The organism is Compostibacillus humi (assembly GCF_014637175.1).
In the GTDB taxonomy this organism is placed as follows: domain Bacteria; phylum Bacillota; class Bacilli; order Bacillales; family Amphibacillaceae; genus Oceanobacillus; species Oceanobacillus humi.
Window position 1 is genome coordinate 1 of the sequence record NZ_BMEV01000081.1, and the last position, 12523, is coordinate 12523.

General features: G+C 41.5%; 10 protein-coding genes and 2 pseudogenes. 7 read left to right on the plus strand and 5 right to left on the minus strand.

The annotated features are described in order from the left end of the window. Positions 1-171 precede the first annotated feature (171 nt). The 5 genes and pseudogenes from IEV18_RS15155 to nagZ all read left to right on the plus strand — a co-directional run bounded on the left by IEV18_RS15155 (position 172) and on the right by nagZ (position 5276). Complete coding sequence (locus IEV18_RS15155; protein WP_188393231.1) at positions 172-567, plus strand: hypothetical protein; 396 nt, start codon at positions 172-174, stop codon at positions 565-567. A 210-nt stretch (positions 568-777) separates the two neighbouring features. Next, on the plus strand, positions 778-1791 hold the full coding sequence (locus tag IEV18_RS15160; RefSeq protein WP_188393232.1) for a glycoside hydrolase family 113: 1014 nt from the start codon (positions 778-780) through the stop codon (positions 1789-1791). Positions 1792-2036: 245 nt separating this feature from the next. Beyond that, complete coding sequence (gene ric / locus IEV18_RS15165) at positions 2037-2732, plus strand: iron-sulfur cluster repair di-iron protein (protein WP_188393233.1); 696 nt, start codon at positions 2037-2039, stop codon at positions 2730-2732. Between the two features lie 60 nt (positions 2733-2792). Next, a pseudogene (locus IEV18_RS15170) lies at positions 2793-3337 on the plus strand (manganese catalase family protein); the annotation flags it as partial. Positions 3338-3611: 274 nt separating this feature from the next. Continuing rightward, complete coding sequence (gene nagZ, locus IEV18_RS15175; RefSeq protein WP_188393234.1) at positions 3612-5276, plus strand: beta-N-acetylhexosaminidase; 1665 nt, start codon at positions 3612-3614, stop codon at positions 5274-5276. 84 nt (positions 5277-5360) lie between these two features. Here nagZ and IEV18_RS15180 read toward each other — a convergent pair whose 3' ends face one another. The 4 genes and pseudogenes from IEV18_RS15180 to IEV18_RS15195 form a co-directional block, all read right to left on the minus strand. Then, positions 5361-6365: a FecCD family ABC transporter permease gene (locus tag IEV18_RS15180; protein ID WP_188393235.1), complete on the minus strand. Its 1005-nt coding sequence runs from the start codon at positions 6363-6365 to the stop codon at positions 5361-5363. Beyond that, positions 6362-7358 (minus strand): annotated as a pseudogene (locus IEV18_RS15185) (FecCD family ABC transporter permease). The gene IEV18_RS15180 and the pseudogene IEV18_RS15185 overlap by 4 nt, the downstream one beginning before the upstream one ends. 88 nt (positions 7359-7446) lie before the next feature. Next, entirely contained in the window at positions 7447-8364 is a 918-nt protein-coding gene (locus tag IEV18_RS15190) for an iron-hydroxamate ABC transporter substrate-binding protein (protein ID WP_188393236.1), read from the minus strand. Next, a complete protein-coding gene (locus IEV18_RS15195) occupies positions 8312-9160 on the minus strand; it encodes an ABC transporter ATP-binding protein (RefSeq protein ID WP_188393237.1) in 849 nt (282 codons plus the stop codon). Before IEV18_RS15195 ends, IEV18_RS15190 begins: the two co-directional genes overlap by 53 nt. Positions 9161-9427: 267 nt before the next feature. On the opposite strand from IEV18_RS15195, the gene IEV18_RS15200 reads away from it, so the two are divergent. Next, a complete protein-coding gene (locus IEV18_RS15200) occupies positions 9428-10486 on the plus strand; it encodes an NAD(P)/FAD-dependent oxidoreductase (protein WP_188393238.1) in 1059 nt (352 codons plus the stop codon). Between the two features lie 84 nt (positions 10487-10570). On the opposite strand, the gene IEV18_RS15205 is transcribed toward IEV18_RS15200, so the two are convergent. Beyond that, on the minus strand, positions 10571-11116 hold the full coding sequence (locus tag IEV18_RS15205) for a hypothetical protein (protein ID WP_188393239.1): 546 nt from the start codon (positions 11114-11116) through the stop codon (positions 10571-10573). A gap of 152 nt (positions 11117-11268) precedes the next feature. Here IEV18_RS15205 and IEV18_RS15210 point away from each other — a divergent pair, with 152 nt between their 5' ends. Next, complete coding sequence (locus tag IEV18_RS15210; protein ID WP_188393240.1) at positions 11269-11979, plus strand: RluA family pseudouridine synthase; 711 nt, start codon at positions 11269-11271, stop codon at positions 11977-11979. Positions 11980-12523 lie beyond the last annotated feature (544 nt).

The window sequence follows — 12523 nt, forward strand, 5'->3', positions numbered from 1 at the left end:
GTGTGGTAACCTCATTAATAACCTAGATTTAAGGGGGTGGCAAGTTTTTTTGTATAAAAACGCATAAAATAGGCAATACTAATAGTTTTTTACTAAAAACTTTTGACAATACGGAGGTGGGCACGGGGAAATCTATATGTAATTTTTAAATATTTATTCGGTCTAAATAAATTGGTAAATAAGAAGGTTTTTATCGATTTATTTTATTTCTTATTTACTTATTTTTTATTCTTCGGCGGGGTACTGCTTTCCCACATCATTTTCGTTGTTAATTTCATTGTTGATCTCAAGCTGTCCATTGGAATGGTGTCCTATGTCTTATTAATTACCGGTTTTCTCCTGTTTGTGTCCGAAGTTTGCTTGGCATTGTCCATGGAGCGGAATCAGTTAACGATTAAAAACTTTTGGACTGTTGTATTTATGTATTTGACTTATTCGCAAATGTGGATATTTCTCGTTATTTACTCATCATTTTTAGAGATGAAGCGCATCGTATTGAGGCAGGAAGTAAAATGGTATAAAACCCAGCGATTCAAAAGCATTGAAAAACAGAAACAGTCAGTATAGAAAAATTGGAAGCCCTCTTCTGCCTAAAAATGGCACCTAGTCATGAATTCAATTCCATTTATAAGAGGTGTAAAACATATGTTTAAAAGCGGGCTATTTATTATTGTAATACTTGCTGCGCTTCTTTTATTAATATTCTTCTCAGGTAAAGAATTGTTTTTAATAAAGAAAGAAGTTCATATGAAAACTTCTAAAAGGGAGACCTCTGTTGTGGAAAAAACCTTGCCGGATTTCCCGCGGCAGAAAGAGGCAATAAAAAATTCTCCGTCTAAATATACCAGTGATGAATTTCAAGCGGGAATGAACATACTTATCTACGGTCATCCTAACATAGTTGAGGTTAAAAAGGTGTTTGACCATTTGGGGAATTTGGGCATCAACAGTATCTCCATAAATTTTCCCTTTTACCAAACGAACTGGCAAGCAAATGAGGTAACTGCCAGCCCGGTCAATACCCCAACCATCGAAGAGCTCAAAGTTGTTATCGAAGAAGCCCATGATACAGGCTTAAGTGTCATGATCAGACCAATTATGGATGAACAAGCTTTTTTGCCCTCCAATATGTGGAGGGGGCAAATTAAACCGAAGGAACCTGACGTTTGGTTTGACAGCTACGAAAAGTTAATCCTCTCTTATGCTAAGCTGGCACAGTTAACCAATGCGAAATCGTTAAATATTGGTACGGAATTGAATTCTATGCAAAATCAATACCAGGACCGATGGATCCAGCTTATTGAAAAAGTGCGTCAAGTATACGATGGAGAACTGCTTTATTCGTTTAATTTTGATACGGTCCATGAAATTCATTCCATTGAATTTGTAAAGCTGCTCGATTATATCGGAGTTGATGCCTATTTCCCTTTGAATTTGCCGGATAATGCTTCAACGGATATGTTGGAAAAGGAATGGGAGAGGCAGATTCAGCAAATGGAAAATTCACTGTGGCAACATCCAATTATCATAACGGAGGCGGGGATTATCCCAATTGCTGGCGCCTATCGAACTCCTTATTTATGGGATTTGCCTAATAAAAGGTATGACCCGCAGGCCCAAGTGAACTATTATGAGGCAACCTATAATGTATGGAAGCCAAGAGTTCAAGGGATTTATTGGTGGGTCGTCACAATTGGCCAAGATTCCAATGAAATAAGTTTCTCCCCGTTACACTTGCCAGCGGAAGATGTCATTAAAAAGCATTATCTGAAAGGCTATTCAAATGAATGAATATGGTCTGTTTATTCTTTAAGAGATGAGTATGGTTTTCATCGCTGTTCAAATTAATTAACATATATCACTTAAATGGAAAAATAAGAAAATGGTTATCGGATGAAACTCCAATGACCTTTTTTTATGCTCAGATTACAACGGCAAGTCATAGAAAACCATTCATCAAGTGACGGGAATCACGGAATTATTTAATGAAACCGGTTATCATTTAGGCAAAGACCTATTTAGGGGGTATCGCCAAAATGAACCAATTTACGGATAAACATACTCCGGCGGAGATTGTGAAAATATTTCCGAAAGCAAGCGACTTCTTTAAAGAACGCCGTATCGATTTTTGCTGCGGCGGAAACAAACCATTGGAAAATGTGTTTAAAGAAAAAAGTTTAGACGGAAATACGGTACTTGCCGAATTAAACAGTCTTTATGAAGAATGGTCAAAAGAAGACCATGAAGTCAAAGACTGGGACAGTGTTCCGCCTTCCGAATTGATTGACCATATCGTTCATACACACCATGCCTATTTAGAACAGGAATTAACGCCTTTAGGTCAATTTGTCACAAAGATATACCGGGTACACGGTGCCAATCATCCCCACCTGCAAGAATTGTATCACCTATATAACGAATTTAAAGTAGAGATGGAAGAGCACTCAATCAAGGAAGAACAGGAAGTATTTCCACTAATTAAAGAATACGAAAAAAACCCAAGTGAAGAATTGCTGGAAAAAATCCGCATCGCCAATGGCGGCTTAGAAGATGATCACGATGCAGTAGGTGAATTATTAAAACGAATGAGAGTGATTACTGACGATTTTACACCGCCTGCAGATGCATGTAATTCCTACCGCATCACCTATGCCCGTCTGGCAGAAATGGAAGCCGACACTTTCCAGCACATCCATTTAGAAAATAACGTATTATTTAAAAACCTCGCGTAATCCAAAAAACACCCTATTGAACAGATAAAAATCTATTCTATAGGGTGTTTTATTGAGCTTAAAACATCCTATCAGGGCGATGGGATGGGAAGACCTTGGAATGGAGAATTCGTAACTAACACAGGTGTGCTCGTGGAAGATCTTCTTTTCAATTATATGTTTGAAATTGGTGCAAGGACCCATAAAATAAGGGTGTATGAAATGACAACCCATCCTACAGCCTTGACGATGATTGGTTACTTGCTTGTTAGAGGCGGAACGCACATTATTGCTTACGCAAAAGCAATTGAAGTAGCTACAGGAGTAGACGTCGGTAAGATGCTGCCAGTTCCGAGTTTAGATAATAATAAGTTTGACTATGCTAGAAAATTTATGGAACAAGGATTGTATAATGTATGGTATACATGGGGAGAGCCGGAATATCGGGATATCAGTCAAATTTGGAAAGGCAAAACCCAGAAACTGGTGAACCGTTGAGAGTAATAGACGGAATGCCTGAAGGGACACCTGTACCAGATTTTCCAGAACTTCCGGAACAATTTGCTCCAGGCATTGACCGTGACGACTGCGAACGTATTTTAAAACGATTAAAAAGCAATATGTGAATTCCAAAATAGAAGTCATTGTTTAGTAAATTTACTTTAATGACTTCTTAGTTTTTTATGCTTATAAAGATTGATATAACAGGGATTGAAAAAATCCCTGTTTTTTAGTTTTTGAGGGGGAAAATTTATCTTTTTTTGCTTGGGCATCGATTAATTGCTAGCCTTGGCTGCATTCAAAACACCTGCAATAAACCAATAATAAAATAAAGGGAAACATAATACGGATATTTTCCGACGAATATATTAGGATAGATTAAATTATTGGAGGCTATTTATGCTTAAAAAAATTATCCTATTATTTATTTTGGCAGCTGTGGCTGTGTCCGTTTCGTTTTATATTTTTAACGATAACGAAGATGCTGATCAAAAAAATCAGCCGCCGCCAGAGAAAAAGGAACAGCCCCCGGAGAATGAAGCTGAAGAATTGGATGAAGCTGATTGGATACATGATATATATTCCCTGTCCAAAGATGGCATGATTATTGGTGCGCCTTTTGTGGCGGGAGAAACGAAAAATGATGAAATTATGGAACTATTCGGTGAGCCGGAACGGGTGGATAAAACATCTGTCGGTGACTATGCCCTTTACCCTAATCGGCACGTAACGATAGGTTACCGCAATTCAGTTGCCGTTGATTTACGTTTAAATGCTGCCGAATTGAAACATATCCGCTATCAGGAAATAATTGATGCATTAGGCGAACCGTCAGATATCAAATATTACAAAGATGAAAACAATCATCATATTATTTTAATTTATGAGCCAAACTCCAAATATCAGTTAAAGTGGATTTTGGATAACCCGACGGAATATGAACCAGACCCAACGGTTCATCACATTTCAGTAGTAGCCACGGAATATCCAGAAAAAGAACTGCCGGTAACTATTTCCGAAGTCATAGAAAACATGAGCGTTGAAGAGAAAATTGGTCAGATGATTTTTTCCTCGATTTCTGGAACAGAACTCGGTGCGGAAGAGGAAAAGCTGATTCATCAATACAAAGTCGGCGGTATAATTGTTAATAAAAAGAACATTACCAGTCCTTCCCAAATGGTGGCATATATGAATTCCCTTAAAGAGGAAAATAAAAATAACGTTCCGTTATTCTTTGGCATTGATCAGGAAGGAGGCAGAATAGCAAAGCTGCCTGGCGATTTGCGAGCGATTCCTTCCCATTTCGAAATCGGCAAACAGAACGACCCTTCTTTCGCCCTCGAAATAGGTACGGTTTTAGGAAAATTGGTAAATTCTTTCGGTTTTAACGTAAATTTCGCCCCCGTACTTGATATAAACAGCAATCCGGAAAATCCGGTCATTGGCGACCGTTCCTTCGGCATCAATCCGGATGTTGTCAGCAAGTTAGGCATTCAAATGATGAAAGGCATTCAAGGAGAGAATATAATCCCTGCGATTAAACACTTCCCTGGCCATGGAGACACTTCCGTTGATTCCCATGTTGAATTGCCTGTTGTCCAAAAAACGGTGGCAGAACTGGAACAAATGGAGCTGATTCCATTTAAACAGGCAATCGCTGAGGGGGCAGATATGGTGATGATTGCTCATATACTCTTGCCTTCAATTGATCCGAAATTCCCATCCTCCATGTCGGAAACAATTATTACCGAACTTTTAAGAGAAAAAATCGGTTTCGATGGTGTTGTCATTACCGACGATATGACGATGGAGGCGATTACGAACAGCTTTGATATCGGAAAGGCAAGCGTAATGTCAGTAAAGGCCGGTGCGGATATTGTCATGGTGGCCCATGAATTTGAAAACGTGGTAAAAGCAATTACAGCACTCACAACCGCAGTGGAAAACGGCGAAATAACGGAGGAAAGAATCGACCAAAGTGTAGAAAGGATACTGAAACTGAAAAATAAATACAGTCTAAAAGACAAATATAATAAGGAAGTAAACATCAACGAACTAAATTAGCTGATTGATGCGGTATTACGCCGCTATATGAATTAAAAAAGAGGCTGGACGAAAAGGGAAATTCCCTTCATCCAGTCTAATTTCTTACTTTTTCAATAGCAAATATATAAAATAGGGCGCGCCGATAATCGATACCATAATACCGGCCGGAATGGGGCTTTCCAGCAGATTTCTGCCGATGGTGTCGGCGAACAATAAGAGCCAGCCGCCGATGAGAATGGCAACAGGAAGAAACAGCTGATGTCTTGGACCGACAAGGGTTTTCGCAATATGCGGAGCCATCAGGCCAATAAAAGAGATGCCTCCCGTTACAGAAACGGCTGCAGCGGCTAAGGCAACGGCGGAAAACAATAAAATAATTCTTTCCTTTTCAATGGAAACGCCAACGCCGATAGCAAGGGAATCGTTTAATCCTAATAAGTTGAGCCGGTTAGCTTTGTAAAGGGTGAAAGGAATAAATAGGACGAGCCAGGGCAGGAGCGCCCAGATAAACGGCCAATCTGCCCCCCAAATATTGCCTGACAGCCATTTGACAATAAAATCAACCTTTGTCCGCTCCGCAGCAGAGATAATGACAATCATTGCCCCGGATAATGCCATGGAAAATCCGATTCCGATGAGAACGACATTGATGGGCTGCAGCCCGTTATGCTTGCTGTAGGCAAAAAGGTAAATAAATATGCTTGTAATAATGGCACCGATAAAGCCTGCTAATGGAACGAAATAAGCAAACAGCCCGACTTCAACAGGGAAAAATAAAAAGAAAACAGCGATGGCAACCCCGGCGCCGGAATTAATTCCGATAATGCCAGGATCTGCTAAATCATTTTTTGTAATTCCTTGCAAAATCGATCCGGATAGAGCGAGGGCCATTCCGGCTAACAAAGTAATCAATATACGCGGCAGCCGGATGGAAAACAATATCAATTCTTCTTTCACTGTCCCCTGGCCAATGATGGTCTGAATCAGCCGGTCAAAGGATAGACTGGCATGTCCGGTCCCCATGCTGACGATAACGGTAATGACAGTAACAAGCAGGGAAACAGTTAAAATGATTCGCTGCTTTTTTATTGCTGCTGGGTGTATCATGACAAGGCTCTCCCTCCTTTTCGTACAATGGCCAGGAAGAACGGCAAACCGATTATCGCCACAATGGCGGCAACGGGCGTTTCGTACGGTGCATTTAAAGTGCGGCCGAGCGTATCGGCAAACAGCATAAAAATAGCACCGACTATGGCAGACATCGGCAATATAAACCGGTAGTCCGTTCCTACCAAAGCACGAACAATATGAGGGATCATCAGTCCGATAAATGTCATATTTCCGACGAGGGCGACGGATGCCCCGGAAAGAACAATAATGATAATAAAGAGCACAACTTTTACGATGAAAATATTTTGCCCCAAACTTGTCGCAACTTCCTCGCTTAAGCTGAGAATCGTAAGCTGTCTGGCAAGGAAAAAGGACAGTACAATTCCCAAAATGATAACCGGGACAATAACTTGAAGCTGTTTCCAGTTTGTTCCGGCCATCCCTCCGGCAGTCCACATGGAAATGTCTTTCGAAACCTTAAAATAGAGGCCGACTCCTTCCCCGACAGCGTACAGAAAAGTGGAAACCGCAGCACCTGCCAGGACAATCCGTGTTGGCGAGAAGCCTCCCTTTACTGCTGAACTGATGCCAAAGACGAAGAGAGCGCCGAGGAAAGCACCGACAAGTGCGGCGACCATCGTCCAAAAGTAATTTGCTGCCGGAAAAAAAAACGATCGTTACTGCCAGCGCAGCATAGGCACCTGCGGATAATCCAAATAACCCCGGATCCGCAAGAGGATTTCTCGTCATCCCTTGCATAATGGCGCCAGAAACAGACAGACCAGCCCCGACAAAGATAGCAGCAATTTCCCGGGGCAGACGAATATCCCGTATGATTGCGATGTTGTCATTGGCAGCTGAAGATGTCAGGGCGAGCCATACATCTTTAAAAGAGACATCGGCTGCGCCAAAACTCATGGCAACGAAAAACATTAGGATAAAAACACCTAATGCGAAAAACAGTTGGGATGGAAATGAAAGTTTTTTCATCAGCTGTAACTTTCCTTTCTGGATGAAGAACAGGGATGAACGAAAAGAAAAGCCTTTCTTTTCGCATCCCCTTTAAAAATCTTCCTTTTTATTTTCCGAGAAATGCTTCCTTAAAGAATGCTAAATGTTTCTCCAGGGTATACGGGTCTGTAAAAGACGCCCCTTCCCCTTGCATTTCAAACACACGGCCATTTTTTACAGCAGGAATATTTTTATACGTGTCCGTTTCCTGGAAAGACAAATCCGCATCCGAATATTTGCTTAAAATGATGTAATCCCCGGCATATTCCGGAAGCACTTCCGCAGATAATGTATAATATCCTGCTTCTAAAGCATCTTCTTCTACCTTTTCCGGCATATTCAGTTTCATCGTCTGATATAAAATTTCCGTTCCTCGGGCCCAGTTATTTCCGTAAACATAAATGTTTTTGTCAAATGCTTCAATTACCGAAACCGTTGCATCTTCTCCAATTTTTGCCCGGATTTCCTCGCCGATTTCTTCGGCCCGCTGCTTAAAGTCCTCCACCCATGCCCGGGCTTCTTCCTCCTTATTTAAAAGTTTACCGATCTCGATATGCTGTGTTAAATAATCGATTTTCCCCCATGTATACGTTACGGTTGGGGCAATCTCCTGTAATGTATCGATATTTTTCACCGTTGACAACGCGATGATTAAATCCGGGTCAAGTTCAACTATTTTTTCCAAATCGTCTTCGGAAACTTCCTCTACATCTTTTAACTCTTCTTCCAAAGTAGGATTGTTTTTCGACCAAGTATCTACACCGACAACATTGACCCCTAAATGTAAAACATTGCCGGTATACCCTGACAGCACAACGACCCTCTGCGGATTGGCCGGTACTTCAATCGGTCCGGTTTCCGCTTCATACGTTCTAGTTTCTGGGCTTGTTTCTTCTGCATCGTTAGAAACTGTATCTCCATTTCCGCAAGCACTAATAAGAAGCATAAGGAAGAGCAAAACGGGAATGATGAGTCTTTTCTTCATATTCGTTATCTCCTTTTAATAGATTGTAGGAAATGCACATCGGTTTGCCTGTTCTCGGGTCACGGCCGATAACTGCATCTATCCGAAAAACTTCCCGGAGCACTTCGGGAACGATTACTTCTTCACACGTGCCCGCCTTGACGATTTCCCCGTCTTTCAGAGTAATAATATAGTCAGCAAAACGGGCAGCCTGATTCAAATCGTGAAGAACCATCACAATCGTGCGGTGTTGTTCACGATTCAGCTTTTGCAGCAATTCTAAAACTTCCAGCTGGTGAGCCATATCCAAATACGTAGTCGGCTCATCGAGAAAAATGATGTTCGTCTCTTGGGCGAGGACCATCGCGATCCAGACGCGCTGGCGCTGGCCGCCGGATAAAGCATCCATCGGACGGTATTTGTATTCCGCTGTTCCGGTCACTTCAAGGGCCCAATCGATCACTTCATAATCCTTTTTCGTTAACCGCCCCAATCCGTTCTGATATGGGAAGCGGCCATAAGATACCAGTTCGCCGACTGTTAACCCATTCGAGCTTTCCGGAGTCTGAGGAAGAATGGCCATTTTTTTTGCGACTGTTTTTGTTTTTTCCCGAGAAATTTCTTTCCCATCCAAAAGGACAGAACCGGACTGGTACGGAATAATCCGGATAAGCGCTTTCAATAAAGTTGATTTGCCGCACCCGTTTGCTCCGATAATCGTTGTAATTTTTTTATCGGGAATCGTTAAGTTTAAATTTTTTATAATGGAACGGTCCCCGTAGCCGACATGCAGCTGTTCTGAGGAAAGGCGAGTCATTGTTTATCCCCCTCTTATGGGTATGTTTAGAAAAATATATTATGATAATGAGAATCATTATCACTAACCATTTTTAATATATAATCGTGTCTTTAGTGTGTCAATATTAAAAATATATTTTTCCGCATCTTTTTATGATAGGTGCTTCGCTAGGCTATTGTTGTTTACCGGATGGAAATGATTTTTAAAAAAGGATTGTAGAAAGTGCTTTCATGTTTTATAATTGAAAATGATTATCAATTACATTCGGTTTAGGAGTGAACGGCGATGAAGGAAAAGGATGTATTCGATGTAACGATAATAGGCGGGGGGCCGGCAGGACTATATTCCGCTTTCTATAGCGGCTTAAGGGAAATGAAGACGAAACTGATTGAGTGTCAGCCGAACCTTGGCGGGAAGCTCAATGTTTATCTTGAGAAAGTAATTTGGGATGTTGGCGGGGTCACGCCGATTACCGGAGCGGAGCTGATGGAGCGGCTTGTAAAGCAAGGGCTTACCTTTAGTCCGACCGTTGTATTGAATGAAAAAATAGAATCCATCTCCCGCCAGCAGGACGGATTATTCGTGCTGAGAGCAGCATCCGGCCAAGTCCAGTGTACGAAAACGGTAATCGTCGCTATCGGAAGCGGAATATTGTGTCCGAAAAAACTGGAAGTCCAAGGAGCGGAACGGTTTGAAGGAGTAAGTCTCCACTATTCCATCCCATCCCTTCAACGCTTTAAAGATAGAACCGTTATCATTTCTGGCGGGGGAAATACCGCCATTGACTGGGCCAATGAATTGGAACCCGTTGCGAAAAAGGTGTATATTGCTTATCGAAAAGAACATCTCTCAGGCCATGAGGCACAAGTTACCCAGCTATGTAACAGTTCCGTTCATTGCCTGCCTAGATCATGTATTACGAAACTAATCCCCAATGAAAGCAATGATCGGGTAAAAGCGGTGGAACTCACGCATCAGGAAACAGGTGACCAAAAGTATGTGGAGATAGATGATATAATTATTAATCACGGCTATGAGCAAGACACGAGTTTACTAAAAAACAGCAAAATAAAAATAGAATTGGAAAATGACTGTTACATCGCCGGCAATTCCAGCTGTGAAACTTCCGTGGAAGGCATTTATGCCGCAGGAGATATCCTTACCTTTCCCGGCAAGCTGCACTTAATTGCCGGATGTTTCCAAGATGCGGCAAATGCAGTGAATAAAGCAAAACAGTATGTTCAGCCGGCTGCAGAAAAATTTGCTATGGTGTCCTCCCATAACGACATTTTCCAAAAGAGAAATAAAGAATTGCTTAAGGAAATGATAAAAGAGCAATGTTAATACTTTTATTGCAGGAAAAGGCCTTGATTGAAGCAGACAAGGCCTTTTCATATCGCCTTTTTTACATGCTGGCTGCCGAACAAGTTAATCCTTCATCGGCTTTACTCCAAGCATCTTAAGAATAAAAACAATGGCAAGGGGAATAACGCTCATATTTTTCAGAAGGAATATGAAGGTATCCTTTGCAGCAGCTGCATCAGCAAGATTTATCCCAATAGAGTCCATGGCAGAGAAGAACAATGTGCTGACTAGTAAAATTAACACATTCCCTGCTCCATACAAAAGTACGATAAAGACAACGATTTGGGAAATTACACCTTGTGGCCAATTCTTTTCTAACTGCTTGGAACATTTTTGAAGAAGCTTATTCCAAAATCCTTTATCTATTAGAGTGTGAAAGCTGCTTTTTGTAAGGAGAGTAACAATCAGAAAGAAGAGAATAACTCTTGCTGCTCCAACGATTGCCTCTGACCATAAGGGAGTTTCCGAATACCACATTTGCAGTGCACGGGTGAAAGAAGGAATAAGAGAAAGCAACACTAAACTTCCGCGACTGTAGAAAAAGTGTATTGAGGTCAGGAAAGTTTCCAGTCCGATTTTCACAAAATGATTCGCCTCTGTTAGACGCATTGTATCCTTCCTTATCTTTATCGTGAATCATATAAACATTTTTAGCACCTGTTCCGGCCCAATTGGCAAGAGTAAATTAATTTATCTATAATTATATGCAGTGATATATCCAGATATTTATGATCTTAATAACTGAAGGAGACTTCAAATCCATGAAAATACCGATTTTATATGAGGATAATCATCTGCTGATTGCAGAAAAGCCAGTCAACGTGCCTGTCCAGGGAGACCGAAGCGGCGATTCGGATTTATTAACGATATTAAAAAAGGATTTAAAAATACGTTACCAAAAGCCCGGCAATGTGTATTTGGGACTTGTCCATCGACTGGACCGGCCGGTTGGCGGGGCAATTGTATTTGCCAAAACGTCCAAGGCGGCATCGAGATTATCGGATATGATCCGCAGGCAGGCACTGGAACGAAAGTATTTCGCTGTTGTTCACGGAACGCCGAAGGAGAAAAAAGACCAGCTTGTCAATTATCTCTATAAGGATAAACGGCAAAATAAAGTGTTTGTCGTTACACCGGATCATCCAAAGGCAAAAAGGGCGGTGCTAGACTATGAAATTATGGAATCGTATAAGGACTTAAGCCTGCTTTCAGTGCATCTTCATACAGGCAGATCCCATCAAATCCGCGTTCAATTGTCGAATGCGGGCTATCCGCTTTTCGGAGACCAAAAATACGGCGAACATGTCAATAAAAAAGGGCAGCAGATTGCCTTGTGGTCGCATGCAATTCGGTTTGAACATCCCGTAAGGAAAGAACTGATAGAGACCCATTCCTGGCCGCCACATGATTTTCCTTGGGATTTATGGGAAACAACTGGGAGTAATAGGTCGTCGGGAGAACTCCCCTTATAACAATTGTGTTATGAATGTTCATTCGTTTATGTTTGATATACGGCCCAAGCCGACAGACATCGTTCATATTGCTTACCAGTCTTCCTTACCGAACGGAAAAATTGGAGTCACATTCCAAAACGGAACGGAAGACTTCATTTCAAGCGATAATCCTAAATACATGGAAATATCATTAAAATGAAAGCACCCCTTCTTTGTTTTTCCAGGGGTGTTTTTTGTTCTTATATATATTGGAACAGCGGCATCGCGGCATCACTGTGTGTATGAACTATCGCATGAAACGGACGACGGTTATCAATAGTATGACTTTCCGCCACCTGAAACGGATAGTGATAAGGAAATTAGGGATTATATTGAATCCCCTATATTTGAACGGGGTGCGAAAATAAATAGACAGTAAAGAGAAAGAGGACTTGCTTTATGCAGTCCTCTTTTTTGGTGTGCCCGGCATGGGTGCAGACTATAGGGTGAAAGTCCCGAACAGTGAAGGCAGTAGTAGCTGTAGCTTAAGACAAGGGCATGGGGGGTGACCGTCAAGTCTGAA